26 protein-coding genes are annotated in these 26,436 nt (G+C 71.4%); 19 read left to right on the top strand and 7 right to left on the bottom strand.

From position 1 onward, the window contains the following. Positions 1-107 precede the first annotated feature (107 nt). The gene (locus CXR44_RS20850; protein ID WP_101787774.1) at positions 108-1,706 is read left to right on the top strand and encodes a trypsin-like serine peptidase; all 1,599 of its coding nucleotides are present in this window, start codon (positions 108-110) and stop codon (positions 1,704-1,706) included. 177 nt (positions 1,707-1,883) lie between these two features. Further along, positions 1,884-3,371 carry a trypsin-like serine peptidase gene (locus CXR44_RS20845; protein ID WP_101787773.1) on the top strand — a complete coding sequence of 496 codons (1,488 nt, stop codon included), beginning with the start codon at positions 1,884-1,886 and terminating at the stop codon, positions 3,369-3,371. Between the two features lie 135 nt (positions 3,372-3,506). On the opposite strand, the gene CXR44_RS20840 is transcribed toward CXR44_RS20845, so the two are convergent. Beyond that, a complete protein-coding gene (locus CXR44_RS20840; RefSeq protein WP_101787772.1) occupies positions 3,507-4,865 on the bottom strand; it encodes an NsdA family TPR-like regulatory protein in 1,359 nt (452 codons plus the stop codon). Positions 4,866-4,992: 127 nt separating this feature from the next. Further along, entirely contained in the window at positions 4,993-6,189 is a 1,197-nt protein-coding gene (locus tag CXR44_RS20835) for an NAD(P)-dependent malic enzyme (RefSeq protein ID WP_180903613.1), read from the bottom strand. Between the two features lie 289 nt (positions 6,190-6,478). Here CXR44_RS20835 and CXR44_RS20830 point away from each other — a divergent pair, with 289 nt between their 5' ends. The 4 genes from CXR44_RS20830 to CXR44_RS20815 all read left to right on the top strand — a co-directional run bounded on the left by CXR44_RS20830 (position 6,479) and on the right by CXR44_RS20815 (position 9,519). Further along, positions 6,479-7,342, top strand: a complete 864-nt coding sequence (locus tag CXR44_RS20830) for a transporter substrate-binding domain-containing protein (RefSeq protein ID WP_101787770.1) — start codon at positions 6,479-6,481, stop codon at positions 7,340-7,342. Positions 7,343-7,345: 3 nt separating this feature from the next. Beyond that, complete coding sequence (locus tag CXR44_RS20825; protein ID WP_101787769.1) at positions 7,346-8,173, top strand: amino acid ABC transporter permease; 828 nt, start codon at positions 7,346-7,348, stop codon at positions 8,171-8,173. Next, positions 8,170-8,913 carry an amino acid ABC transporter ATP-binding protein gene (locus CXR44_RS20820; protein WP_101787768.1) on the top strand — a complete coding sequence of 248 codons (744 nt, stop codon included), beginning with the start codon at positions 8,170-8,172 and terminating at the stop codon, positions 8,911-8,913. The genes CXR44_RS20825 and CXR44_RS20820 overlap by 4 nt, the downstream gene beginning before the upstream one ends. A 174-nt stretch (positions 8,914-9,087) precedes the next feature. Continuing rightward, a complete protein-coding gene (locus CXR44_RS20815; protein WP_101787767.1) occupies positions 9,088-9,519 on the top strand; it encodes a CGNR zinc finger domain-containing protein in 432 nt (143 codons plus the stop codon). A 54-nt stretch (positions 9,520-9,573) separates the two neighbouring features. Here the strand turns inward: CXR44_RS20815 and CXR44_RS20810 are convergent, their stop codons facing one another. Beyond that, complete coding sequence (locus tag CXR44_RS20810; protein WP_101787766.1) at positions 9,574-9,870, bottom strand: S24 family peptidase; 297 nt, start codon at positions 9,868-9,870, stop codon at positions 9,574-9,576. Between the two features lie 90 nt (positions 9,871-9,960). Between CXR44_RS20810 and sodN the strand changes: the two genes are divergently transcribed. From sodN to CXR44_RS20795, 3 genes are all read left to right on the top strand, one after another. Further along, the gene (sodN, locus tag CXR44_RS20805; protein WP_101787765.1) at positions 9,961-10,362 is read left to right on the top strand and encodes a superoxide dismutase, Ni; all 402 of its coding nucleotides are present in this window, start codon (positions 9,961-9,963) and stop codon (positions 10,360-10,362) included. Positions 10,363-10,490: 128 nt separating this feature from the next. Continuing rightward, positions 10,491-10,916: an anti-sigma factor gene (locus CXR44_RS20800; RefSeq protein WP_393149216.1), complete on the top strand. Its 426-nt coding sequence runs from the start codon at positions 10,491-10,493 to the stop codon at positions 10,914-10,916. A 17-nt stretch (positions 10,917-10,933) separates the two neighbouring features. Next, entirely contained in the window at positions 10,934-11,713 is a 780-nt protein-coding gene (locus CXR44_RS20795; protein WP_180903612.1) for an RNA polymerase sigma factor SigF, read from the top strand. Positions 11,714-11,981: 268 nt separating this feature from the next. Here the strand turns inward: CXR44_RS20795 and CXR44_RS20790 are convergent, their stop codons facing one another. Continuing rightward, a complete protein-coding gene (locus tag CXR44_RS20790; protein ID WP_101787764.1) occupies positions 11,982-12,365 on the bottom strand; it encodes a hypothetical protein in 384 nt (127 codons plus the stop codon). Positions 12,366-12,532: 167 nt separating this feature from the next. Here CXR44_RS20790 and CXR44_RS20785 point away from each other — a divergent pair, with 167 nt between their 5' ends. Both CXR44_RS20785 and CXR44_RS20780 read left to right on the top strand, forming a co-directional pair. Beyond that, positions 12,533-13,507 (top strand): diacylglycerol/lipid kinase family protein, encoded by a 975-nt coding sequence (locus tag CXR44_RS20785; RefSeq protein WP_101787763.1) that lies wholly within the window; start codon positions 12,533-12,535, stop codon positions 13,505-13,507. Between the two features lie 272 nt (positions 13,508-13,779). Beyond that, complete coding sequence (locus CXR44_RS20780) at positions 13,780-14,034, top strand: WhiB family transcriptional regulator (protein WP_101787762.1); 255 nt, start codon at positions 13,780-13,782, stop codon at positions 14,032-14,034. A 248-nt stretch (positions 14,035-14,282) separates the two neighbouring features. Here CXR44_RS20780 and CXR44_RS20775 read toward each other — a convergent pair whose 3' ends face one another. Then, the gene (locus tag CXR44_RS20775; RefSeq protein ID WP_101787761.1) at positions 14,283-15,791 is read right to left on the bottom strand and encodes a sensor histidine kinase; all 1,509 of its coding nucleotides are present in this window, start codon (positions 15,789-15,791) and stop codon (positions 14,283-14,285) included. Between the two features lie 297 nt (positions 15,792-16,088). Between CXR44_RS20775 and CXR44_RS38965 the strand changes: the two genes are divergently transcribed. From CXR44_RS38965 to bioD, 3 genes are all read left to right on the top strand, one after another. Then, positions 16,089-16,505, top strand: a complete 417-nt coding sequence (locus tag CXR44_RS38965; protein ID WP_144070034.1) for an aminotransferase class I/II-fold pyridoxal phosphate-dependent enzyme — start codon at positions 16,089-16,091, stop codon at positions 16,503-16,505. Next, a complete protein-coding gene (locus CXR44_RS20770) occupies positions 16,502-17,221 on the top strand; it encodes a GntR family transcriptional regulator (RefSeq protein WP_101787760.1) in 720 nt (239 codons plus the stop codon). The genes CXR44_RS38965 and CXR44_RS20770 overlap by 4 nt, the downstream gene beginning before the upstream one ends. A 243-nt stretch (positions 17,222-17,464) precedes the next feature. Next, positions 17,465-18,187 carry a dethiobiotin synthase gene (gene bioD / locus CXR44_RS20765; protein WP_101787759.1) on the top strand — a complete coding sequence of 241 codons (723 nt, stop codon included), beginning with the start codon at positions 17,465-17,467 and terminating at the stop codon, positions 18,185-18,187. 251 nt (positions 18,188-18,438) lie between these two features. On the opposite strand, the gene CXR44_RS20760 is transcribed toward bioD, so the two are convergent. Then, positions 18,439-19,020: a hypothetical protein gene (locus tag CXR44_RS20760; protein WP_101787758.1), complete on the bottom strand. Its 582-nt coding sequence runs from the start codon at positions 19,018-19,020 to the stop codon at positions 18,439-18,441. A 99-nt stretch (positions 19,021-19,119) separates the two neighbouring features. Between CXR44_RS20760 and CXR44_RS20755 the strand changes: the two genes are divergently transcribed. From CXR44_RS20755 to CXR44_RS20735, 5 genes are all read left to right on the top strand, one after another. Further along, complete coding sequence (locus CXR44_RS20755; protein ID WP_101787757.1) at positions 19,120-20,088, top strand: hypothetical protein; 969 nt, start codon at positions 19,120-19,122, stop codon at positions 20,086-20,088. Positions 20,089-20,178: 90 nt separating this feature from the next. Next, a complete protein-coding gene (locus CXR44_RS20750) occupies positions 20,179-21,339 on the top strand; it encodes a sensor histidine kinase (RefSeq protein WP_101788032.1) in 1,161 nt (386 codons plus the stop codon). Further along, on the top strand, positions 21,330-21,986 hold the full coding sequence (locus CXR44_RS20745; RefSeq protein WP_101787756.1) for a response regulator transcription factor: 657 nt from the start codon (positions 21,330-21,332) through the stop codon (positions 21,984-21,986). The genes CXR44_RS20750 and CXR44_RS20745 overlap by 10 nt, the downstream gene beginning before the upstream one ends. After that, a complete protein-coding gene (locus CXR44_RS20740) occupies positions 21,983-22,756 on the top strand; it encodes a DUF4097 family beta strand repeat-containing protein (protein WP_101787755.1) in 774 nt (257 codons plus the stop codon). The genes CXR44_RS20745 and CXR44_RS20740 overlap by 4 nt, the downstream gene beginning before the upstream one ends. Positions 22,757-22,832: 76 nt before the next feature. Next, the gene (locus tag CXR44_RS20735; protein ID WP_101787754.1) at positions 22,833-24,479 is read left to right on the top strand and encodes an acetolactate synthase; all 1,647 of its coding nucleotides are present in this window, start codon (positions 22,833-22,835) and stop codon (positions 24,477-24,479) included. Between the two features lie 7 nt (positions 24,480-24,486). Here the strand turns inward: CXR44_RS20735 and CXR44_RS40215 are convergent, their stop codons facing one another. Next, entirely contained in the window at positions 24,487-26,271 is a 1,785-nt protein-coding gene (locus tag CXR44_RS40215) for a serine/threonine-protein kinase (protein ID WP_219601937.1), read from the bottom strand. Between the last annotated feature and the right edge of the window lie 165 nt (positions 26,272-26,436).

The following is a 26,436-nucleotide window of genomic DNA, read 5'->3' as shown; positions in this document are numbered from 1 at the left end:
GTGCGAAGTAGCTACCCGATCCCAAGATCGACACTGTAGATTCCTGGCTATCCCTTTACTGACGCATGGGACGCAAGAGGCGTTCCACGACAGCGCAAGGAGTCACCTTGAAGCGCATCCTCCTCCCCGCCGGTGGCGCCGTTCTGGCCACCGGTCTCCTGGCCGCCGGCCTGGCCGGTACCGCCCAGGCGCAGAGCGACGTCTCCAGCGACGTTCTGAACTCCGAGGCCAAGGCCGTCGAGACGGTCGAGTTCTGGTCTGCCTCGAACTACCTGGCCCTGAAGCAGGCTGTGGCCTTCAACCCCGACTCGCTCGAGGTCTCCAAGATCCAGAGCGGTGGCGGCTACAGCAGCGACACCAAGCCGGGTCAGGTCGTCCCGATCGGCGAAGAGAAGAAGGTCGTCGCCAAGACGCAGAACGTCAACTTCCCGAAGACCATCGGTAAGGTGTTCTTCGTCGCGAAGGACGGCAAGCCCTACTGGTGCTCCGGCACCTCCATCCAGTCGCAGTACCGCAACCTGGTCGCCACGGCCGGGCACTGCGTCTACGACATCGCCGGCAACGACGAGGTCGTCTCCAACTGGGTCTTCGTCCCGGGTTACTACCAGGGCAAGGCTCCGTGGGGCATCTACGCGGGCAAGCAGGCCTTCACGCACTACGACTTCGACGTGTACGAGGACTTCGACCGCGACTACGCGTTCGTGACCGTGTACAACGGCATCGGTGGCGCGGCTTACACGCCGAAGAAGGTCTCCAAGTCCGAGTGGGACGCCTACAAGGGCGAGAAGTTCGTCAAGAAGCAGGAGATCTCGGCCGAGGAGTACACGGCCGGCGTCTCCAAGTACGGCGAGAACGGCCCGTACCAGAAGGAGAGCACCACCTCCGCCCCCGAGACCGTCGGCAAGCCGGCTGACGTGAAGGACGCGGCGGACGCTCTGGCGTACTACACCGCGGAGGGCAAGAACGGCGTCAAGCTGACCGCCGCCGAGGTCACCGAGGTTGAGTACAACAAGGCTGCGGACGGCCTCGACAACAACGCCAAGTTCGTCGGCCCGACCAACGCGAGCAAGGCTTCCATCAGCCAGGAGGAGTACAAGCGACTCCTCGCTGAGAAGGCTGACGGCAAGTTCCTGGGCAAGCTGTGGGCCGAGAAGGACGCCAAGGGCGCCGAGATCTCGTGGCACAAGCAGCAGTACTTCATCAAGAAGTGGGTCAAGTCGACCACCAAGGAGTTCTACTGGGTCGGCGAGTTCTACATCGTCGGTCACCTGATCAAGGACGCCGGTCGCCTCGGTGACAACGTCGGTGGCCAGGGTGTGGCGTGGAACCAGAAGGGCGGCACCGCTGTCCGTACCTTCGGTTACCCGTTCGGCCCGCACCCCGACGGCAACAAGCCCTACACCGGCGTTACGCCGAAGTGGTGCTACGGCAAGACCCAGGAGAAGGTGCTCAAGATCCCGGCCCGCCGGGTTGAGGAGCACCAGTCGTTCCGTTGCGCCGTGACCGCCGGTTACGACGGTGGCCCCTGGCTGACCCGGTACAGCAACGCCAAGCGTCTTGGCTACGTCACCGGTGTCACCAGCCTCATCGTCGACACCGACAACAACAAGCGCTACGACACGATCACCTCCGCGATCTTCGACGGTGAGACCGCGTCGATCTACAAGGCCGCTGCGGCCGTGTGGTCCGGCAAGCTCATCAAGTAGTACCGGCGGACCGAACGACGACCTCGGTCGGCGTTCACCCCATACAACACCCGAAGGGCTCGGCATCCAGCCGGGCCCTTCGGCCTTTTCTGGGTGCTTTGTGACGGGGGTTACCGGAGTGTCCAGAAGATCGATAGGGTTCCGACACGCCCGTTGTAAACTTCGTGGAGTTCCTCAGTGAAGCGCCTGCTCGTCCCCCTCGCCGCAGCAAGCCTCGGCGCCACCGCACTCGCTCTGCCGGCTGCCGCAGAGCCCGGCTGGATCAGCGATCCCCTCGCTCCCAAGCCCGCCGACGCCTACAGCAACGCCCAGTTCTGGCTCGACGCCAACGGCGCCGCGCTGAAGAAGGCCACGCAGTACCGGGTCGACGCCAAGGACGTCCCCAAGCTCGTCCGTCCGCAGACGCAGGCCGGTGACGGCAAGCCCGGCGGGGTCGCCCCCACCGGCACCACCCCGCCGTCCGCCAAGAGCAAGAACGTCAACCTGCCGAAGACGATCGGCAAGGTCTTCTTCCTCGACCGCGCCGGTCAGCCGCGCTGGTGCTCGGCCACCTCCATCCAGTCGCGCCACCGCAACCTGGTCGCCACCGCTGGCCACTGCGTGTACGAGCACGGCAAGGACGTCTTCCGCAAGTGGGTCTTCGTCCCCGGCTACTACCAGGGCAAGGCGCCCTTCGGCGTCTACGTGGGCGCCTACGCCTTCACGGCCTACGACCTCGACACCTACGACGACTACGACGGCGACTTCGCCTTCGTCGCGGTGCACAACGGCTTCCGTCTCGCGGGCCAGAAGAAGGTCACCAAGGCCGAGTTCGACAAGTGGGCGGGCGACAAGTGGGTCCAGCCGCGCCCGATCACCGCCGAGGAGTACGGCAAGTGCCTGCTCAACCTCGGCGACTGCTACAGCGAGGGCGAGGACAAGCCCGCCGACAGGGTCGGCCCCGACTACCCCGGCGCGGTCCTGGAGCGGGAAGAGGTCGGCGCGCAGGCCTACAAGGACGCCAAGACCGGCAAGGGCAGCGGCTACAAGTTCGGCGAGCCGGAGACCGTGCCCGCCACCAAGGCGGAGTACGACGCCTACAAGGGGCCCGGAGACAAGAGCGACGACAAGCGGGGCAACTACTCCATCATCCGCTACTACGTCCAGAAGTGGGTCAAGCCCGGCACGACCCGCGAGTACTACATGGCCGAGTACATGATCGGGATCGTCAAGGACGCCGGCCGGCTCGGTGACGTGGTGGGCGGGCAGGGCATCGCCTGGAACCAGCCGATGAACCAGCGCGTGATCGCCTTCGGCTACCCGTCCGCCCCGCACCCCGACGGTGACCGCCCGTTCTCGGGCCTGACCCCGAAGTGGTGCACCGGCAAGACCGGCACGAAGACGTACCAGATCAACACCTTCCGGGTGGAGACCCACCAGGTGCTCAAGTGCTCGATGACCCCGGGCGCCGACGGCGGCCCGTGGCTGGTGAGGTACGACAACAACAAGCGCACCGGCTACGTCAACGGCGTGACGAGCCTGTTCGTCGACGAGGACGGCAACGACCGCGTCGACCACATCACCTCGGCGTACTTCGACGGCGAGGTGGCCGACGTCTACGCCAAGGCGAACCTCGCGGAGACCAAGAAGATCGTCGGCCCGAACGGCGAGCTGCTCCCCGGCTGACCCGCTGACGCTGACGAGCCCGTCCCCGGCGCCCGCGCCGGAGGCGGGCTCTCGCCGTCACAGGGCCGCCGTCACACGACCACGCGACCGCTCTCAGACAGCCTGCGTCACAGGACCGCCCTCGGACGACCGCCGTCACACGGCCGCGAGCTCGCGGGTGCGCTCGCGCAGGGCCGTGACCACCGGCTCGCGCTTGTACGGCTCCAGCCGCCTGCGCAGGTCGGCGGCGTACGAGCGGGAGCGGACCGACTGCAGCTCGCCCGCCAGCTCGAACGCCTCGGCGGCCACCCGGCACGCCTCCTCCAGCTCCCCGCACTGCGTCAGCCCGGCGGCCAGCAGCGACAGGTTGAACATCCGCCCGCGCACGTAGCGGCCGTCCATGTCGAGCGAGCGGCGCGCGTAGCGGACGGCCTGCACCCCGTCGCCGAGGTCGCGGAAGCAGTGCGCGAGCTTGGCCGCGAGGTAGGCCTCGTCGAAGTAGCTCAGCCAGGCGGGCTCCTGCCCGGGTGCGCGCCCGTCGAAGGCCAGCTCGGCCTGGTGCAGCGCGGCGGCGCAGGAACGGGCGTCGCCGAGCCCGGCGTGCGCGTGCGCCTCCAGCACGTGGCAGGAGGCCATCAGGGTGCGCACGCCCGAGCGCGCGGCCGAGAGCTGGGCGGCCCGTGCCAGGTCCAGGGCGTGGGCCGGTCGGCGCATGTAGACGGCCTGGTGCGCCATGCCGGCGAGGATCTCGCCGCCGAGCGCGTCGTCACCGGCCGCCCGGGCCAGCCGCAGCGCCTGGATCAGGTAGCGCTGGGCCAGACCGTGCTGTTCCAGGTCGTAGGCCATCCACCCGGCCAGCCGGGTCAGCTCGGCCGCGGCGGCGGCCAGCTCACTGCCGGTGCCCTCGCCGTACGAGCCGTCCTTGAGAAGCGGCGAGACTGCGGTGTCGAGGTACTCGACCACGGCCACGCGGACGCGGCCGCTGCCGAAGCGGTTGTCGAGCTCGCCGAAGGAACGGGTGACCTCACGGATGGCCGCGATGTCCGCCCGGCCCACCCGTCGTGAGCCGCCGCCTTCGAGGCGCCCGTCCGTCGGGGACGTCAGCCAGCGCATGGCTCCCACGGAGCCTGCCCCTATCGATAACGTGGAGTCGATCAGGAATCGTCGTCTCTCCACATCGGCCCGCCACAGTGCTGTCACGGTAGCGACCCCCTCCTGCCACGTGTGCGTGAACACCTGCCCGAGATCGGGGGGTGAGACGATGGCCGGCATCCCGAGGTCTTCAGGCGTGACCGGTCTGCCGAGCCGTAGGGCGAAAATCTCGGTAAGGAGGGACGGCACCGGATCTCTGGGCCGCTGGCCGCCGATCCATCGCAGCACGGAGCTGTGGTCGTACTTCAGGCCGGGGGCGCCGCGGGCGGCGCCCAGGTCGTTGACCCGCCTGGCCAACCCCTTGTGGGAGAAACCCGCCTCCGCGATGAGCAGCTGAAGCAGTCGGTTGGGCTCGCGTCGCATCGCTCTCCTCGCCAGGAGTCGGAGCCGGCATCCTTACAGAAGGCTCCTGTTATATCACGCTGAGTAAAGAGAAGCCCAAGACTTCTCTTTACTCGAACGGGCTCCTGGGCGCGGAGAGGCGGGGCGGTCAGCCGGGGATGCGGGCGACCCCGTCGCGCCGGGCCTGGGCGGCCACGGCGGCGGTGACGGCCGGGGCGACGCGGGCGTCGAACGGGCTGGGGATGACGTAGTCGGCCCGCAGGTCGTCGCCCACGACGTCGGCCAGCGCGGTGGCGGCGGCGACCTTCATGTTCTCGGTGATCGTGGTGGCCCGCACGTCGAGCGCGCCGCGGAAGACGCCGGGGAACGCCAGCACGTTGTTGATCTGGTTGGGGAAGTCGGAGCGACCGGTCGCCACGACGCGGGCGTGCCTGGCGGCCACGGCCGGCGCCACCTCCGGCGTCGGGTTGGACAGCGCGAAGACGATCGAGTCGTCGGCCATGGAGGCGATGGCCTCCTCCGCGACCGTCGAGCCCGACAGGCCGACGAACACGTCGGCGCCCGCGAGCGCCTGCTCGGTGGAGCCGGTGTGGCCGGCCTTGTTCGTGTCGCGGGCCAGGGCCTCCTTGACGGAGTTGAGCCCGTCGCGGCCCGGGTAGATGACGCCCTTGGAGTCGGCCACGGCGATGTCGCCGATGCCGGCCTCCAGCAGGATGCGGGTCACGGCGACGCCGGAGGCCCCGGCGCCGGCCACGACCGCGCGCAGGTCGCCCAGCGAGCGGCCGGTGAGGCGGGCCGCGTTGGTCAGGGCGGCCAGGGTGACGATGGCGGTGCCGTGCTGGTCGTCGTGGAAGACGGGGATGTCGAGCAGCTCGCGCAGCCGGGCCTCCACCTCGAAGCAGCGCGGGGCGCTGATGTCCTCGAGGTTGATGCCGCCGAACGAGGGCGCGAGCCGGACCACGGTCTCGACCAGAGCGTCGACGTCGGTGCAGGCCAGGCAGAGGGGGACGGCGTCGACTCCGGCGAACTCCTTGAACAGCAGCGCCTTGCCCTCCATCACCGGCATCGCGGCGGCGGGGCCGATGTCGCCGAGGCCGAGCACCGCTGTGCCGTCGGAGACGACGGCGACCACGTTGGAGACCCAGGTGTAGTCGTTGACCAGCGACGGCGTGTCGGCGATGGCGGTGCACACCCGGGCGACCCCGGGGGTGTAGGCCAGAGACAGGTCGTCCGCGTCGCGGACGGGAATGGTGGAGCGGACCTCCAGCTTGCCCCCGCGGTGCAGGGCGAAGGCCGGGTCGAGGTCGAGGGATTCGAGAGAGGCGGGAGCAGGAGTGGCAGTCACAGAGAGACCCCAGTAGGCATCGGACGGACGATGGAGACCTTCGGCAGACGGCGCGAGAGGCCTGGCTTCGGTAGCCGCCAGGGTCCCCTCCCGATCGTCTCGTGAGGGGTTACGGGGGTCACCCGTCGCTCCATAGTGCCACATGCTGAGACGACTGTCGGGGATCGGTGTCCGGGGCGACGCTGTTCCGTTGACGCATCGTTAAATCCCCGATGACGGATCGTCGCATGCGGCGACTTAGGCTTCACAAAACGCAACTTTCATGACATATCACTTGAGGAGGCCCGACATGGCCCTCTGGTCCAAGAGCCGCCGTGGCCACACCATCAGCGCGCTCGCCTTGGCCGCCGCCCTCGGACTGTCCGCCTGCGGCAGTGGTTCGGGCAGCGGTGACACCGCCGCCACGACTAGCCCGGGCGGCGCGACGGCTGCGGGCGAGGCCAAGCTGGTGAACCCCGGCAAGCTCACGACCTGCACCAACATCCCCTACGAGCCGTTCCAGTTCAAGGACGCCAGCGGCAAGATCGTCGGCTTCGACGTCGACATCGTCGACCTGGTCGCCAAGAAGCTGGGCGTGGAGCAGCAGATCGTGGACATCGACTTCGCCGTCATCAAGAGCGGCGCGGCGATGGCCACCAACAAGTGCGACGTCGCGGCGGCCGGCATGACGATCACCGACGAGCGCAAGCAGAACATCACCTTCTCCGACCCGTACTTCGACGCCACGCAGGCGCTGCTGGCCAAGAAGGGCACGGGCGCCACGTCACTGGAGGACATCAAGGCCAAGAACCTCAAGCTCGGCGCCCAGGCCAGCACCACCGGCCTGGACTACGTCAAGAAGCAGGGTTTCAACCCGACCGAGTACGCCGACTCCGCCAAGGAGTTGCTGGCCCTGCAGGCCGGCCAGGCCGACGTGATCGTCCAGGACCTGCCGGTGGTGCTCACCTGGCTGAAGAAGCCGGAGATCGCCGAGAAGTTCGAGATGATCGCCAGCCTCGACACGGGTGAGCAGTACGGCATCGGCCTGAAGAAGAACGCCGACCCGGTCCTGCTCAAGACCATCAACGAGACCCTCTCCGCCGCCAAGTCCGACGGCACGTACGAGCAGGTCTTCGTGAAGTGGTTCGGCAAGAAGCCCGGTGAGCTGAGCTGATCCATGACGGACCAGTCATTGGCGGCTGAGCCGGGCAAGGCCCGGCTCAGCCCGCGTAAGAAGCAACGCATCAGCCGCGCGATCCAGTACGTCGTGCTGGTGGCCGTGCTCGTCGGCGTCGTCCTGTACGCCGACTGGCCCAGCCTGGCGCAGAACTTCGCCAAGCCGGACGTGGCCGAGAAGGCCCTCCCCGAGCTGTTCACGATCGCGCTCAAGAACACGCTGATCTACACCACCGGCGGGTTCGTCTTCGCGTTCCTGCTGGGGCTGCTGCTCGCGCTCATGCGCCTGTCCACGGTGCGGCCGTACCGGTGGATCTCGGGCCTCTACATCGAGATCTTCCGCGGCCTGCCGGCCCTGCTCATCTTCCTGCTGATCACCTTCCTGCCGCTGGCGCTGCCCGGCTTCGCGGTGCCCGGCGGCACGTACGGGCAGGGCATCCTCGGCCTCGGCCTGGTGGGCGCGGCCTACCAGGCGGAGGTGTTCCGGGCGGGCCTGCAGGCGGTGCCGAAGGGCCAGACCGAGGCGGCCCGCTCACTCGGCATGTCGGCGGCCAGGGCGCAGATCACCGTGGTCATCCCGCAGGCCATCAGGATCGTCATCCCGCCGACCACCAACCAGTTCGTCGCCCTGCTCAAGGACTCCTCGCTGGTGCTCTTCCTGGGCATCTCCGGCGAGTACGTCGAGCTGGCCAAGTTCGGCAACGACCTGGCCTCCCAGTACGCCAACGCCACGCCGATCATGGTGGCCGGCGTGACGTACCTGCTCGTCACGGTTCCGCTGGGCCACCTGGCGGCCAGGCTGGAGAAGCGCAAGGTGAGGGCCCGATGACGCCGGCCATCGAGATCAAGGATCTGCACAAGCACTTCGGCAAGAACGAGGTGCTGCGGGGCATCGACTGCACCGTCGAGGCCGGCCAGGTGGTGTGCGTCATCGGCCCGTCCGGCTCGGGCAAGTCCACGCTGCTGCGCTGCGTGAACCTGCTGGAGCAGCCCACCCGCGGCAAGGTGCTGGTCGAGGGCATCGAGGTCACCGACCCCGACGTGGACATCGACGCCGTACGGCGCCGCATCGGCATGGTCTTCCAGCAGTTCAACCTGTTCCCGCACATGACCGCGCTGCAGAACGTCATGGTCGCCCAGCGGCGCGTGCTCAAGCGGGGCAGGGCGGAGGCCGAGAAGGTCGCCCGCGAGAACCTCGAACGGGTCGGCGTCGGCGACAAGGCGAACTCCTTCCCCGCCCAGCTGTCCGGCGGGCAGCAGCAGCGCGTGGCCATCGCCAGGGCCCTGGCGATGAACCCCGACCTGATGCTGTTCGACGAGCCGACGTCGGCGCTCGACCCGGAGCTGGTGGGCGACGTGCTGGCCGTCATGCGCAAGCTGGCCGAGGAGGGCATGACCATGCTCGTGGTGACCCACGAGATGGGCTTCGCCCGGGAGGTGGCCGACCGGGTCGTGTTCATGGACGGCGGCGTCGTCGTCGAGGACGGGCCGCCCGCCCAGGTCATCGGCGAGCCGCGGCACGAGCGCACCCGCGCCTTCCTGCGCCGCGTCCTGCACCCCGAGGGCTGAGGACCACCGCCCGGGACCCCTCCCGCGGCGGGCACCACCCGGCGGGGCGCACCCCCCAGCGCCCCGCCACAGCCCTCATCTCTTCCAGCGCCCACACACCCCTCCCCCGCCACCGGGGGTCACCTCCACCAGCCCCGCAGACCCCTCCCCCGTCACACTGTGTAATACTCCATCGTGGACTTGACCTCTTACGCCGAGTGGGCGGTCCGTCTCGTCAACGACCCCGGCGCGCCGCCGGCCCTGCGCCGGTTGCGCGAGGAACTGGCCGAGGTCTTCGCCGCCGCCTCGGCCGGCGACGAGGACGCCGTGGCCGCGCTGCTCAACGCCCTGCTCGCGCGCTACCCGGTGCACCCCCGGCTCTCGGCCCACGACGGCCGCCCCTGGCACCTGCACCTGGCCGAGGACGAGGCGGCGAGCGCCGTGATGGGCCTGGCCGCGGTGGTGGCCGAGCTGGGCGCGGACCGGCTCGGCCGGTGCCGGGAGCCACGCTGCTCGCAGGCGTTCCTGGACACCTCCTCCAACCGTTCGCGCCGCTACTGCTCGGCCCGTTGCGCCAGCCGCGCCAACGTCGCCGCCTACCGCGCCCGCCGCCGCCCGCCGCGCTGAGCCCCGCCCCGCTGAGCCCCGCCCCTTCGACCCGGCGCGACGCCGCGCCCACGGCTACCGGGCGCGGCGCCGCGGCGGCCAGTAGCGCAGCACGACCCGGCCCACCACGTCGCCGACCGGGCCGAAGTCCCAGCTGTCGCGCCGCCCGGCGGCGCGCTGGTTGTCGCTCTCCAGCCACCACCCGTCCGCGCCGCGCCACCCGGCGCGCTTGACGATCAGCCGGTCGGGGTCGTCCGGCAGCCTCGCCACCACGATGTCGCCCGGCCGGATCCGGGCGCCGCGCCGGACGAGCAACCAGTCTCCCGGCAGCAGCGCGGGACGCATCGAGTCACCCTCGACACGCACTCTCATGGGCGGATACCCCCAACTCCGCGGGCCTTGCGGCACGAGTAAGGTCGGTAATTGGACCAAGCTGACTCAGCATCAAGGAAGGACTTTCTGATGCTCGCACGACTGCTGCGACCCAAGCATGTCGCCTCGGCTCACTGCGATCTGCCCTGCGGCGTCTACGACCCCGCCCAGGCCCGGATCGAGGCCGAGTCCGTCAAGGCGATCATGGAGAAGTACGCGGCCAACGAGGACCCCGTCTTCCGCGCCCGCGCGCTGACCATCAAGGAGGAGCGAGCCGAGCTGGTCAAGCACCACCTGTGGGTGCTGTGGACCGACTACTTCAAGCCGCCGCACCTCGAGACCTACCCCCAGCTCCACCAGCTGTTCTGGGACGCCACCAAGCTCGCGGGCGCGGCGGGCGCCAAGGGCACGGTGGACGTCGCCAAGGCGGAGGACCTCCTCGGCAAGATCGACGAGATCTCCAAGATCTTCTGGGAGACCAAGGCCGCGTAAAACGGCACATAAGGCTCTGTGTGGTGACCGGCCGCACAGAGCCTTTTCCGTTGATGGCGAGTCTGATTCGTCCAAGCACCGCTCAGGGGCGGTAAGTTGCAGTCAGCGTCATATACGCGAGGAGGAACGTGACCGAGGAAACCGAGACGCGCATGGAAGGCGAGGCCGGCATCCGTGACGTGGTGAGCATCAGGCTCCCCGCGGCGAGCGCTTACCTGTCCGTGCTGCGTACGGCCACGGCGGGGCTGGCGGCCAGGCTCGACTTCACGCTCGACGAGATCGAGGATCTGCGGATCGCGGTCGACGAGGCGTGCGCCATGCTCCTGGGCGAGGCCGTGCCGGGCACCGACCTGACCGCCGAGTTCGAGCTGACCGGGCTGGAGATGCAGGTCAGGGTCGAGGTCGTGACGGTCGGCAGCTCCGCGCCCAAGCGCGACGACTTCGCCTGGATGGTCCTGACCGCTCTGGCCGACGACGTGGAAGCGGTGACCGACTCTCCGGACCGTATGGCGATCGTCCTGCGTAAGCGCCGAGGCGCGGCGAGGCCGGCGTGACGGAAAGGACTGGAGCCATGGCCACCAGCGATCACGCCGTGCCCGACAGGGTCCGCGCCCGCATGCTCTTCGCCGAGCTGGCCGAGCTCGGCCCCGAGGAGCCGCGCCGCCAGCGCATCCGGGACGAGCTGGTCGAGCTTCACCTTCCGCTGGTCGAATACCTCGCCCGCCGGTTCCGCAACCGGGGTGAGTGGCTCGACGACCTCACCCAGGTCGCCACGATCGGGCTGATCAAGTCGATCGACCGGTTCGACCTCAACCGTGGCGTGGAGTTCTCCACCTACGCCACGCCGACCATCGTGGGCGAGATCAAGCGGCACTTCCGCGACAAGGGCTGGGCGGTCCGCGTGCCGCGCCGCCTGCAGGAGCTGAAGCTCTCGCTGACCAAGGCGATCAGCGAGCTCTCCCAGCGGGAGGGCCGCGCGCCGACCGTGGCCGAGCTGGCCGCCTACCTGAAGATGACCGAGGAAGAGGTCCTGGAGGGCCTCGAGTCGGCCAACGCCTACTCGACCGTCTCTCTCGACGCGCCCGACTCCGGCGACGACGACGCCCCCGCCGTGTCCGACTCGCTCGGCATCGTGGACGAGTCACTCGAAGGCGTCGAGTACCGCGAGTCGCTCAAGCCGCTCCTCGAACGGCTGCCGCCGCGCGAGAAGCGCATCCTGCTGCTGCGTTTCTTCGGCAACATGACCCAGTCCCAGATCGCCACCGAGCTGGGCATCTCACAGATGCACGTCTCGCGGCTGCTCGCCCGCACGCTGGCGCAGCTTCGCGAGGGCCTCACCGCCGACGACTAGCGGGGACACGGCCGTCGCCTCGCACGGCCGTCCGTCCCGCACCGTCCGCCCGGCTCCGTCGCTCCAGTGCCGTCACTCCGGGCCGTCACTCCGGGCCGTCCGTCCCGCGTCCGGCGCGCCTCTTCCCGTGCACGCTCGACGCCGCACAGCTCCTGCCCCACCCCGGCGCCCCCTCTCGTACGGCAATGCAGCGGCACAGCCCCGCGCGCGTACGGCGCCGTGAGTCCTGCGAACAGCACAATCCCGCCGGTCACGTCCCGTCCGGTGGTCAGTCCTCGCCGACGAGGGCGCGGGTCGTGGGCGGTGCGAGCAGTGCGGCGAGGCCCACCACGGCCATCACGAGCAGCGTGCCACCCGGCAGCGCCTGCTGCGACTGGATGAGCGTGACGGCGACGGGGATCAGGAGGATCTGGGCCAGCACGCCGGGAGCACGCCCCCAGCGTTCGACCTTGAGCAGCCCGCCCCAGGCCACCCAGAGCAGCCCCGCGCCGACCAGCAGACCGAACGCCCCCGCCGCGAGGCCCGCGGTGAGGTCACTGGCCGCCCCGCGCAGCGTCTCGAGGATGCCATAGCCGCCGAGCCCCAGCGCGATCAGCCCTTCGAGGGCGACGACGAGGGCGGCGGCAACCAAGCTGGGCGGGCGCTTCGACACAACCCGCACCCTATCCGCCCGCGACCGCGGTCGGCGCCCCGGCCGGGACACGCGGGACCCACGTCGGGGAGGCCGACGGCTCTGCCGGGCCGCCGGACATTCCCCTGGCTCCGCAAAATCGGAAATCTGGCGACAAGATAGACAACGATCACGGATACGCTGGCCCCATGCGCGCGATGCTCCTGGTCAACCCCAAGGCGACGACCACGAACTCCCGTACGCGGGACGTGCTGATCCGCGCGCTCGGCGCCGCCGTGGAGCTGACCGTCGAGGAGACGGGCTACCGCGGCCACGCGGCCACGCTCGCCGCCACCGCCCGGGTCAAGGGATACGACGTCGTGGCCGTGCTGGGCGGCGACGGGACGATCAACGAGACGGTGAACGGCCTGCTCAATCCGATCGACGACGGCACCACCGCGCCGGCGTCGGCCGGCCGCGGCGCGGCTGCCGGACGGCCCTCGCTGATCGTCATCCCGGGCGGCAGCGCGAACGTCTTCGCCCGCGGCCTCGGCCTGCCGAACGACCCGGTGGAAGCCACCGGCGCGGTGCTGGAGGCGCTGCGCGAGGGACGGCACAGGACCGTGGGGCTCGGCCAGGCCCGCTGGAGCAGCGAAAGCCGATATTTCACCTTCTGTGCGGGGATGGGGTATGACGCCGAGGTCATCCGCGCCGTCGAGGGGCTCCGCGGCGCGGGCCGCAAGGCGACGCCCACCCGCTACGTCACCACCGCGCTGCGCCACTATCTGCTGACCGACAAGCGGCACCCCGCCATGACACTCACCGGCCCGGGCATCCCCAAGGCCGACGGCGTCTTCATGGCGATCATCACCAACACCTCGCCGTGGACGTACGTGGGTCCGCGCCCGGTCCGGCCCACTCCGTGGGCGAGCTTCGAGACCGGACTCGACTTGCTCGGGCTCCAGCGGATGGGGCCGCTCGCGCTGGTGCCGCTCATCAGGCACATCCTCACGGAGAGTGAGGCCCTGCCCTCCGGCAGGCACCTGGTCCAGCTCCACGACGAGCAGGAGTTCACCCTCACGGCGAGCCGGCCGGTGGCCTTCGAGCTGGACGGCGACTACCTGGGCGAGCGGGAGTCGGTGACGTTCCGCTCTATCCCGGACGCGTTACGAGTGCTGGTCTAGCTTGTTACATTCGGTCAGGTGTGACGCATACGACATCTATTCCGACCAAAACTTCGGCCTGACCCCTTGCGTGCACTCAGCGTGGCTGACAGGCTCAAGACTGACGTCGGAACGTAGGACCTTTGACCATAACCCGAGGTCGTTCCGCCCGTCGGGCGAGCAAGCCCGGTCCACCACCAGGGACCGGGTCACTGTACGCACGCCTTAGTGAAACTCTTCACAAAGTAGTGGCCGCACGGAGCACACAGGCTCCATCTACTAAGGAGTGACGCATGGACTGGCGCCATGTAGCCGCCTGCCGTGACGTGGACCCCGAGCTGTTCTTCCCGATCGGCAACACCGGCCCCGCCCTCATGCAGATCGAGGAGGCCAAGCAGGTCTGCCGGTCGTGCCCGGCCGTCGACGCCTGCCTGAAGTGGGCCCTGGAGTCCGGTCAGGACGCCGGCGTCTGGGGCGGTCTGAGCGAGGACGAGCGCCGCGCGCTCAAGCGCCGCACGGCCCGCGCCCGCGCCCGCGCCTCCGCCTGACCCCCGCTCGACCGGCCGCCCTACCCGTCGGCCCGATCCACTCGCCCGTTCCACTCGATGAACCCGACCGGCGAGAACCGTTGATCCCCACAGCGACCAGGACCGCCCGCGTCCGGCAGCCGGACGCGGCGTCCCACCCCTTCGGCTGACCCGAACCGCGCCAGGCACGCCCCCACGCGGCTGGATCGGGCCGTGGCGACCCCTGACGCGGCCCAGGCGCACGCCCGCCCGCGTACGCGCCCGCTGCCTCACGAGGCGGGCAGCGGGATCGACAGCGTGACCTCCGTCCCGCCGCCCTCGCGCCGCTCGATCGCGAGCTTGCCCGACAGCTCCCCCACCACCAGCGTGCGGACGATCTGCAGGCCCAGACTCGTCGTGCTGTCGAGGTCGAAGTCGTCCGGCACCCCCTGGCCGTCGTCCCAGACGACCACGTTGAGCCGGTCGGCCTCGGGCCGGACCACCACCTGCAACCGCTTCGGGTGGCCGTGCTGCAGGGCGTTCTGCAGCAGCTCCGTGAGCGCCATCGCCAGCGGCGTGGCGATCAGCGACGGCAGCACCCCGAAGGCGCCCACCCGCCGCGGCGTGACAGCCGCCTCGGCCGACGAGACCTCGCCGGCCATCGCGATCACCCGGTCGGCGATGTCGTCGAAGTCGACGAACTCCTCGGGCGCGTGGGACAGCGTCTCGTGCACGATCGCGATCGAGCCGACCCGCCGTACGGCCTCCTCCAGCGCCTCGCGCCCCTCCGGCACGCGCAGCCGCCGCGCCTGGAGCCTGAGCAGCGCCGCCACGGTCTGCAGGTTGTTCTTGACGCGATGGTGGATCTCGCGGATGGTCGCGTCCTTGGTCATCAGCTCGCGCTCGCGGCGGCGCAGCTCGGTCACGTCGCGGATGAGCACCAGCGCGCCGATGCGCCCGCCGCCGACGATCAGCGGGATGGCGCGGAGCTGGACGATCGTGCCGCCGGACTCGACCTCGGTCTCCTTGGCCGCGCGCCCGCTGGCCACGATCATGAGGTCCTCGTTGATCGGCTCGTCGGAATAGCACAGCTGCGCCGTGACGCGGCCCAGCTCGGCGCCCACCAGGTCGGCGTGCAGCCCCAGCCGCCGGTAGGCCGACAGGGCGTTCGGCGAGGCGTACGTGACCCGACCGGCGCGGTCGAGCCTTAGCAGGCCGTCACCCACGCGCGGCGAGCGGACCAGGATGGGCTCCTCGCCCGAGAACGGGAAACGGCCCTCGGCCACCATCTGCGCCAGGTCGGAGGCGCTCTGCAGGTAGGTCAGCTCCAGCCGGGACGGGGTGCGGGCGGACGACAGGTTGGTGGAGCGCTGGATGACCGCGAGGAAGCGGCCCTCGCCGCCCGGCAGGGCACGCCGCACCGGGATGGTCTCCTCGCGCACGGGCACGCCGGTGGACCAGTCGGGGTCGCCCTCGCGGCAGATCCGCCGCTCGTTCCAGGCCGTGTCGATGAGCGGGCGCTCGCCCGGGGCGACGACCGTGCCGACGATGTCGTCGTGGTAGACGGTGGGTCCGGTGGTGGGCCGCATCTGCGCGATGGCGATCCACCCGCTGCCGTGGTCCATGTCGCAGCCGCCCGCCGGCTCCTTCGACGGCGGCAGCAGCGGCGCCCACAGGACGAGGTCGGCGAACGACAGGTCGGCGAGCAGCTGCCAGTCGGAGACCAGTGAGTGCAGCCATTCGAGGTCCGCCGCGTCGAGTGAGGTGTGGCGGACGACGAGGTCGCTGAGTGTGGGCACGAGTGCATCATGCGTGGTTCTCCCCTCAACGGCCAAACCGGCCCCCTGGTTGACGGCGCGCATGGATCCCCTGGCAGGGCCGCACGGGGCCGCCATCGAACGGCAGACCGGCGGTCCGCGGCACGCGGGCGGCCACGCCGCGCGGCCCGCCGCGGCCCGCTCGCTCGGCCTCGCCGGTGAAGAAGGGCGCCGCCTCATGCAGAAAACCGGACCAATCGGGGCATCTCACATTGTGAGAACCGTCACACTGCCCACGTTCCCCGGATCTCGGGGCGGAGCAGTGCCGGGGAGCCGGAGGTGATGGACACGTTGACCGACACGGGCAGGCCGCCCGACCACGACACCGCTCCGGCACCGGCCTCGGTTGTCGCCGCGTCCGCCGCTGTGGATATCCTTCAGCATCAGCCTGAGCTGCCTGGACGCGCACGTCGCCGGGCGGGTGCGCTGGCCGCCACGGTCCGCGCGTCCGGTCCGGGGACGAGCGGGCCGGCGGGCGCGGTCGTGCCCGTGGTGCTCGGCCCGCCCGGGACCGCGCGGGCCGCCGCCGCCACCTGTGCGGAGCCGGGGGTACGCGCGCGTCGCCGCCGCCCGCCCTCGGTGCCGGAAGGCCGGCCTTGCCTGCGGTTGACCGCTCGGGCCAATCTGAGTTCCGATGATCTCGCGGTGATCAGACACGCCCTCACCGCCGTGGCAGAAGTGAAGGTGAGAGCGTGACCGACGACGGCCCTCGCGTACCGAAGTACTACGACGTGAAGCGGAGCCTGCTGGAGCTGACCAAGAGCCTGCCCGCCGGTTCCGCGCTGCCTCCGGAGCGGACGCTGGCTGTACGGTTCGAGACGTCCCGCACCACCGTCCGGCAGGCGCTCACCGAGCTGGTCGTGGAGGGGCGGCTGCTGCGCATCCAGGGCAAGGGCACGTTCGTCGCCCAGCCGAAGGTCGCCCAGGTGCTGCAACTCACCTCCTACATCGGCGACCTGCGCACCGCCGGCCTGGAGCCCGACACCAAGATCCTGGAGATCGGCTACATCACGGCCGACGAGGCGCTGGCCCGCCGCCTGGCGATCAACCCGGGCGGCCGGGTGCTGCGCATCCACCGGCTCAGGCTGGCCAACGGCGAGCCGGTCTCGATCGACACCACCCACCTGTCGGCCCGCCGCTTCCCCCGGCTGCGCCGCGAGCTGGAGGTGCACTCGTCGCTGTACGAGACGCTGCACAACGCCTACAACGTGCGGCTCACGGACGCCGAGGAGATCATCGAGACGGTCCTGGCCACCCCGTACGACGCCAAGGCGCTTGGCGTGGACGTGGGCCTGCCCATGCTGCTGCTCACCCGCCACGCCTTCGACGCCGACGGCAACCCGGTCGAGTGGGCCCAGTCCCTCTACCGCGGCGACCGCTACAAGTTCGTCACGCGCCTGCGCCGCCCCTGACCCATCCTTTACGGCACGGCCGCCGGCACCGCCACCCGCCGCACGGGGCTGAGGGCCTCCAGGAAGACGCCCGCTGACCGGACGACGGCGGGCCACCGCGACGGCCGCCCTGTGGGCCGTGGGAGCCCTCGAAGGCGGCCCTCGCGAGCCCCCTGGGCCGGCCAGGCGCCGCGAACTCCGGCTCTCACCGCCGGCCCGTGCGCCGGGCGCGGGACGCGGGCCACGCCGTCCTAGGCTGGCCTGGTGAGCGTACTCATCGTCACCGGCACCGACACCGGCGTCGGCAAGACCGTCGTGACCGCCGCCGTGGCGGCGCTGGCCAGGCAGCGCGGATCGAGCGTGGCCGTGGTGAAGCCCGCCCAGACGGGCAGAGCCCCCGGCGAGCCGGGGGACCTGGACGAGGTCATCCGGCTCGCCGGGGTGCCGACGACGTTCGAGCTGGCCCGCTACCCCGCGCCGCTCTCCCCCGCGGCCGCCGCGCGGGCGGCCGGTCTGCCGCCCGTGTCGCTGACGGCGGCCGCCGAGCGGATCGGCGAACTGGCCGAGTCCCACCGGCTGGTGCTGGTGGAGGGCACGGGCGGGCTGCTGGTGCGCTTCGACGAGGACGGCGGCACACTCGCCGGCCTGGCGCGGATGCTCGGCGCGCCGGTCCTCGTGGTCGTCCGGGCCGGATCGGGCACGCTCAACCACACGGCGCTCACGCTGGAGGCACTGGCACACCGCGGGCTGTCCCTGGCCGGCCTGGTGATCGGGTCCTGGCCCCGAGAGCCCGGCGAGGCCGAGCGGAGCAACGTCGCCGACCTGGAGATGCTGGCGGCACGCCCGCTGGCCGGGGTGCTGCCGGAGGGTTGCGGCGCGCTCGGCGCCGAGGCGTTCGCCGGCGTCGCGCGCGCAGGACTGGGTGCCACCCTGGGCGGTTCCCTGGACCTCGCCACGTTCAGACGGAGCTTTGAGCTGCCGGTGTGACCGGGAGCGGTGTGACCGGAAGCCATGGAGCGCGCGCCCGCGGCCGTGCGGGGCGCGCGGCTGCGGCCCCCGCGCACAGCCGCGCGCCCATCACGTGGACGTGCCCGCCCCCGCGGGCACACCCGTCCCCCCGAGGCGCGCCCGTCCCCCGCGGACGCGCCCCCGCCTCGGCACGACGCTACGATCCCCCGGTGGACGCGCCCCGCCTCGGCACGACGCGCCCGTCCCGGGGCGCGCCGGTCAGGTGTGGCTCAGCAGCCGGTGCGCGGCAGCCCGCACACCTTCGCGGCCATCCGGCCGGCCTGCTCGACCAGGCCGCGGAAGTACGGCATGGGCAGGCCCTTCGACACCCGTCCCGTCTCCCCCACGACGTAGACGGCGGCGCCCCGCCGCATGACGACCGACCTCGTGCTGTTCTCGAAATGCAGGCCGCCCACCCTCAGCGCCTCGTCGCCCACCGCGACCGGCTTGGCGTAGTAGCGGGAGCGGTCGTGCCCGCCGCCCACCACCGCGCAGCGCGCCAGCTCGGCCCGCAGCCCGCGCACGGCCTTCCTGGCCTCGGCCGTGTCGCGGTAGACGACGAGCTGCTCGTCGCGCATCTGGTTCTCCCACGCGTGCACCATGGTGCGGGCGGCCACCCGCCCGCCGTCCCACGCCTTCCTGCGGTTGCACGGGTTGACGCTCAGCGGGCGCCTGAGCGAGTCGGACGTGGTGTAGGTCTCCCACGACTTCGCCGGCGGGTGCGACTCCATGAACAGGGTGCCCTTCGGCAGGCCTCCCGAGCCGCCCAGCACCGCGGCGGCGGCCACCACCGCCATGCCCAGCTGAATCATCAGAACCTCCCGTATGAACGACAACTGATGAGATGCCGCATACTGCGCTTTGGTTCGGATCATCGGGACATACGACGGATCCGGGGTGATGATGCAGGCATGGCAAAGGCGATCGAACAACCCGTCCCCGGCATCACGGTCGGCCATGGCCTGCTGGCCCGCCGCAACGGCGTGGCGCAGCCGGTGGACAGGGTCGTGCACGACGGCGACACGATCAACATCGCCGCCGACGGCAACTTCGGCGTGCGCCTGCTCGGCGTCGACGCTCCGGAGGTCAGCTTCGAGCTGCCTCGCAACCCCGGTCTCCCGGACCTCCCGCGCGGATTCGTCCCCATCGAGCATCCCGCGTGGACGACGTTCCTCACCGACCCGTTCGCCGAAGGCTTCCCGCCGCTCGTCCTGCGCAGCGCTCTGCACCGCGACCTGCTGTCCCGGCTGGGGCCGGACGCCGCCGCCAACCACGCCCGCCACGCCGCCCCCGCCACCCGGGCGCTCAAGGACATGATCGCCGGCGACCTCGCCGAGCAGGGACACACCGAGGCCACGTTCAAGCTCAGGCTGGCCTTCGCGCACGAGATCCTCGACAGGTACGGCCGGCTGCTCTGCTACGTCAACCGCGAGCAGCGCGAGAGGCCCCGCCCCGACCCCTACAACGAGCGCCTGCTCGCCGCGGGCCACGTGGTGCCGTACTTCATCTGGCCCAACGTCGACCCGTTCGTCCGGCAGGAGGGGCGGGTGGCCGACGCGGTGCCCGCGCCCGGCACCGGCCGCGCGGTGGGCGAGGCGGGCGCGCTCGGCCGCGCCAGGGAGGCCGTCCGCGCGGCCCGGGCGGGCGGGCTCGGCCTGTGGGAGCACACCGCTCCGCTGGCGCTCCTGCCGTTCGAGCTGCGCTTCCTGGCGCAGCGCCGGGCCCCCGACCGCTACGTCCTCGACCTGTCGGACGACGCCAGGGAGCTCCTGCACCCGCAGAGCTACCTCCGCGTCCCGGCGCCCGAGGACCGGCTGTTCGTCAACCCGGAGCACGCCCCGCTGTTCCGCGAGAAGGGCTGGTCGGTGCCCCCGCTGTAGTGATCCCCGCTGGGGTGGGGCTGGCCCCACCCCCCACCCGCACACCAGACCCATGTCGCGCGCCGCGCCCCGCTCATTACCGTGGTGGCCATGAAAGTCCCCCGCCCGTGGTCGGCACGGGCCTGGCTCGACACGGCGCACCTGATGACCGGGGTCCTGGTCTCGGCGGTGTTCTTCGAGCTGACGCTGGTGATGGTGGTGGTGCCGCCGCTGCTGCGCCGCGGCATGCCGGTCCTGACGGGGGTCCAGCGGTCGCGGTTCGCCGCCTTCCTCGACGTGCGCATCCCGCCGACGACGGCGCCCGCCACCTGGCGCCACCCGGCGACCTGGCGGCAGGCCGGCTACCACCTGCTCTCGCCGCTGGTGAGCGTCGTGTGCGCGCTCCCGGTCGCGCTGGCCTGGGCGGGGGCTCTCGTGGGGCTGACGGCGTTCCTGCAGCCGCACCTGCAGCCGCCGCCGCTGGAGTTCCCCATCGACCTGCGCAACCCCGTCGTGGCCGGCGCGTACGTCACCGTCGGTGCGGCTCTGCTCGTGCTCGCCCCGATCCTGGCGCGGGCCACCGCGAGCCTGGACCTGGCGGTCGCCCGCGTGCTGCTCGGCCCGAGCCGCCACGAGCTGGACCGGCGCATCGAGACGCTGACCGAGAGCCGAGCCGGCGTCATCGACGCCGCCGACGCCGAGCGGCGCCGCATCGAGCGCGACCTGCACGACGGCGCCCAGCAGCGGCTGGTGTCGCTGGCGATGAACCTCGGGCTGGCCCGCGCCACGCTCACCGACCTGCCCGAACCGGCCCGCGCGGCCATCGAGCAGGCGCACGAGGAGGCCAAACAGGCACTCAAGGAGCTGCGCGACTTCGTCCGCGGCCTGCACCCGGCCGTGCTCAACGACCAGGGCCTCGACGCGGCGCTGTCCGGCGTCGCCGCCCGCGCCCCCTTCCCCGTACGGCTCCGCGTCGACCTCGACCGGCGCCCCTCCCCGACCATAGAGGCGGTGGCCTTCTTCATCGTGTCCGAAGCCCTGACCAACATCGCCAAACACGCGGCGGCCACCAGGGCCGAGGTGAGCGTGACGCGCGAGCGCGACCGGCTGCGCGTGTCCGTCCACGACGACGGCCGCGGCGGCGCCGACCTCGACGGCGGCACCGGGCTGCGCGGCCTCGCCCAGCGAATCGGCTCGGTGGACGGCACGCTGCGGCTGAGCAGCCCGTTCGGCGGCCCGACGACGATCGAAGTGGAGCTGCCATGCGAGTAGTGCTCGCCGAGGACTCGGTCCTGCTGCGCGAGGGCCTGGTCCGGCTGCTGGAGGCGGCCGGCATGCGCGTGGTGGCGGCCGTGGCGGACGCCGAGGGGCTGCTGCGCGTGGCCGAGGAGCACCGGCCGGAGCTGGTGGTCACCGACGTGCGGATGCCTCCCACGCACTCCGACGAGGGCCTGCGGGCGGCGCTGGTGCTGCGCCGCCAGTGGCCCGGCATGGCCGTGCTGGTGCTGTCGCAGTACGTCGAGGAGCGGTACGCGGCCCGGCTGCTCGCCTCCGCGACCGGCGGCGGCGTCGGCTACCTGCTGAAGGACCGGGTGGCCGATGTGGCGGAGTTCATCGACGCGCTGCGCCGGGTGGCCGCCGGCGGGACGGCGCTGGACCCGGAGGTCGTCTCCCAACTGCTGCTGCGCGGCCACAGCGACCCGCTCGACCGGCTCACCCCGCGCGAGCACGAGGTGCTCAAGCTGATGGCGGAGGGCCGCTCCAACGCGGGCATCGGCCAGGAACTGGTGCTCAGCGAGGGCGCGGTGGGCAAGCACATCGGCAACATCTTCACCAAGCTCGACCTTCCCCCCGCCGAGGGCGATCATCGGCGGGTGCTCGCCGTGCTGCGGTTCCTCAAGGTCAGGAGCCTGCCGTGAGGGCACTCTGGCTGCTCCTCGGCACGGCGGCCACGGTGATCGCCCTGACGCTGGCCACCGTGGGGCTCTACCACGGCGTCGCCGACGCCGATCCGCCGACGGAGATCTCGCGCAGGTCCATCACCGTCGACCAGGCCGTGCTGGACCTGCAGGCCGGCCCGGGCGTTCACGCCCTCTTCGTCCAGGCCGGCGAAGCGGGCGAGCTCGTCCTGGAGCGGCGACTGCGGTGGAGCGAGCGCAGGCCCGACGTGACCGAGGAGTGGGACGGGCGGACCCTGCGGCTCGGTGCCGGCTGCTCCGACCGGCTGCGCGACGGACCCATCTGCGACGTCGGCTACGTGCTGTTCGTGCCACCGGAGGCGATCATCGAGGCCAGGACCGTGGGCGCGTCGCTGCACGTGGCCGGCGTCCAGGGCAAGGTGCGCGTCACCACGGTCTCCGGTGACGTGCGCGTGACCGACGCCCTCGGCGACGTGCACGTCAGGAGCGGCTCCGGCGACGTCGCGGCCATGGAACTGGGCGGCGGGCGCACCGACGTGGAAGTGGGGTCCGGTGACGTGGAGCTGGTCTTCCGGCAGCCGCCGACGGATGTCCGGGCGGTGATCCGCGCATCCGGCGGGGTGAGCGTGGTCGTACCCGACGACGGGACGTCGTACGACGTGACGACCAGCGCGACCGTCGTGGACATGGACGTGCGGCACGACCCCGGCTCGCCGAGGAAGATCACCGCCGAGACGGGTGACGGCCGCGTCCGCGTCTGCTGCGGCTGACCCGGCCGGGGCCGAGCCGCCCAGCACGGGCGTGGAACCGCTGTTTACTCGTGTGACTCGTTGGTAAGTTCCCGGCATGGAGTCTGCGAAGCACGCCGGTGACGCCGCCGTCGCCGTGTCCAAGGCCTATGGCGTCGAGACCATGTTCACCCTGTCGGGAGGCCACGTCTTCCCGCTCTACGACGGGGCCGTGCACGAGGGCATGCGCATCCTCGACGTACGGCACGAGCAGAGCGCGGTGTTCGCCGCCGAGGCGACCGCGCGGCTGACGAGAAGACCTGGCCTGGCGGTGCTCACGGCGGGCCCCGGCATCACCAACGGCGTCAGCGGCGTCGCCACGGCCCACTTCAACGGCTCCCCGGTGGTGATCCTCGGCGGCCGGGCCCCGCAGTCACGCTGGGGCAGCGGCGCGCTCCAGGAGATGGACCACCCCCCGCTGCTCGAACCGATCACCAAGCTGGCCTTCACCGCGAGCGACGCCGAGTCGGTGGGCCAGGACGTCGAGCTGGCCTTCCGCACCGCCCTCGCGCCGCACCGCGGCCCGGTGTTCCTCGACGTCTACATGGACCACCTGTTCTCCCCCTCACCGATCCACGACGTCGAGACGCAGACGCCGTCGCCGCTGGAGCCCGACCCCGACGCCCTCGCCTCGATCGCCCGGCTGATCGCGGAGGCCGAGCGTCCGGTGCTGGTCCTCGGGTCGGACGTGTGGATGGACCGCGCCGAGGAGGCGGCCCGCGACTTCGCCGAGACCTGGCGGCTGCCCGTCATCCCCAACGGCCAGGGACGCGGCATCCTGCCCGCCGGTCACGAGCTGCTCGTCACCCGGGCGCGCGGCCTCGCCCTCGGCCAGGCCGACCTGGTCATCGTGATCGGCACGCCGCTCGACTTCCGCCTCGGCTACGGCTGGTTCGGCGGCAAGGACGGCGCCCCGCTGGCCAAGGTGGTGCACATCGCCGACGCGCCGTCGCAGCTCGCCACGCACATGCAGCCGGCCGCGTCCGCCGCCGGCGACCTGTCCGTGGTGTTCTGGAGCCTCGGCACGGCCTGCGACGAGGCCGGGGTGAAGCCCGACCGCCACGCCGCCTGGCTGGCCCGGCTGTCGGAGACGGCCGCCGCGGCGATCGCGGGCGACGCCGGCCTGCTGGCCGCCGACAGCGACCCCATCCACCCGATGCGCATCTACGGCGAGCTGGCCCGGGTGCTCGACGACGACGCCGTGGTCATCGGCGACGGCGGCGACTTCGTCTCCTACGCGGGCAAGTACGTCGAGCCCAGGCGGCCGGGCAACTGGCTCGACCCGGGCCCCTACGGCTGCCTCGGCACCGGCCTCGGCTACTCCATCGCGGCGCGGCTGGCCAGGCCCTCCTCGCAGGTGGTGCTGCTGCTGGGCGACGGGGCGGCGGGCTTCTCGCTGATGGACGTCGACACGCTCGTACGGCACAACCTGCCGGTGGTGATGATCTGCGGCAACAACGGCATGTGGGGGCTGGAGAAGCATCCCATGCAGCTGCTCTACGGCTACGACGTGGCCGCCGAGCTGCAGCCCAACTGCCGCTACGACCAGGTGGTGACCGCCCTCGGCGGCGGTGGCGAGCTGGTCACCAAGCCGTCGGAGATCGGTCCGGCGCTGCGCCGGGCGTTCGACTCGGGCGTCCCGTACCTGGTGAACATCGCGACCGATCCCCAGATCGCCTACCCCCGCAACACCACGGGCGTGTGAGCCCGGCCTACCGCCGGTTGGCCGTGTAGGTCGGCGTCGGCGTCGGCGTCATCCCCGGGCACGAGGCGGCTTCCAGGAGCACCAGCTTGACTGGCTTCTTCAGCTCCAGCAGCGAGCCGCCGCCCGGGATCGACTCCACGACCCGCAGGCACTGGTCGGGGAACGCGCCGCCCGTCTGGTCGTCGGTCCGCACGGTGAAGCCGGCCTGCGTGATGAGCCGCTCGGCCTCCGGGAAGAGCATGTCGAGCGTGTGCGGCACGGCCTTCCTCGGCTGCTTGGTGACCGACGGCGTCGGGGACGGCGACTTGCTGGTGGTCGGCGTCGGCGACTTGTTCGGCGTCGGCTTCCTGGTGGGTTCCTCCGTGGGCGGCTGCGACCGCTGCGTCGGCGTGATCTGCTCACGCGTCGCCGTGGGCGTCTTCGTGGGTCTGGGCCTGGATGTCTTGGTCGTCTTGCCGGGTGTGGGCTCCAGGGCCGCGTTGGTCGTGGTGACGGTGACGTCCGGCTCCTTGGGGGAGTTCATGCTCGACACGGCCACCGCTCCCGCGCCCGCACCCAACACCACCGCGGCGGCGATGCCCGCGATCAGGCCGCCCCTGCGACGCGTCCGGCCCGCCCCCCGGCCGCCCCGCCCTGCCCCGGCGACCAGGGTGTCCTGGGACGCGGCAGGGTGAGCGCCGGTCTGGTGCGGGTGCGGTTGGTGCCCGCCGGTCTGGTGCGGGTGCGGTTGGTGCCCGCCGGTCTGGTGCGGGTGCGGCTGGTGAGCGCCCGTCTGGTGCGGATGCGGCTGGTGAGCGCCGGTCTGCTGGGGGTACTGCTGGTGAGCGCCCGTCTGGTAGGACTGCTGGGCGCCCGTCTCGTAGGCCCCCGGCTGGTGGGCGCCGGGCTGCGGCCCCTGCGGGTACGGCTGCTGCGGCGCCGCCATCGTGGCGCCCGTGGACGGCGCCGCTGGGGGCGGCCCGGCTGCGGGCGGCAACTCGCCCGCCGCGAGCCGGCGGGCCGTGTCGCTCATGGCCTTGGCCGTCGGGAAGCGCCGCGCCGGGTCCTTGGACAGCGCCTGCTCCACCAGCGCCCGCACCGGGGCGGGGATGTCGGCGGGGAGCGGCGGCGGCGCCTCGCGGATGTGCTTGAGCGCGATGGTGACCGCGCTGTCGCCGTCGAACGGCCGCTGCCCCGCCAGGCACTCGTAGGCCACCACGCCCAGGGCGTAGATGTCGACGGCCGGCGTCACCGGAGCGCCCTCGGCCTGCTCAGGCGCGCAGTAGGCGGCGGTGCCCAGCACCATGCCGGCGTCGGTGAGCCGGTTGGCGAGGTCGGAGCGCGCGATGCCGAAGTCGGTGAGCACCAGCGTGCCGTCACGCTGCACCATCAGGTTGCCCGGCTTCACGTCGCGGTGCACGATCCCCTGCTCGTGCACCGCCTGCAACGCCGCGGCGGCCTGCGCGATGAGCTCCATCGCGGCCTTCGGCGGGATCCTGCCCAGCCGGCCCAGCAGCCGGTCGAGCGGCTCGCCGTCGACGAACTTCATCACTAAGTAGACGGTGTCGCCGCTCACGCCGTAGTCGTAGACGTCGACCACTCCGGCGTGGTTGATCGTCGCCATCGCCCGGGCCTCGGCCTGGAAGCGCGCGACGAACCCCGGGTCGTCCATCCGGCCCGGGAGCAGCACCTTGACGGCGACGGTGCGGGCCAGGACGATGTCCTCGCCTCGCCACACCTCGCCCATGCCACCGGCGCCGATGCGGGTGTCCAGGCGATATCGCCCCGCCAGCGTCGTCCCTTGGGCCACCATGACTCCCCCGTTACCCCCCTACCTCGGTTATCTCGCGCACCCCAGGGTTCTCCAACAAAGCGGACGTGTGTCGCGGCGAGATAACACCGAGGTCACAGAATCTTGAGAGTGTACGACTCACTCGCCTCACTCACCACATCAATGCCATAAGCCGTACAAACCCTA

It is taken from the genome of Nonomuraea indica (assembly GCF_002850745.1).
Taxonomy (GTDB): Bacteria; Actinomycetota; Actinomycetes; order Streptosporangiales; family Streptosporangiaceae; genus Nonomuraea; species Nonomuraea indica.
The sequence above is the reverse complement of the archived record's forward strand: the minus strand, read 5'-3'. Positions and strand labels throughout refer to the sequence as shown.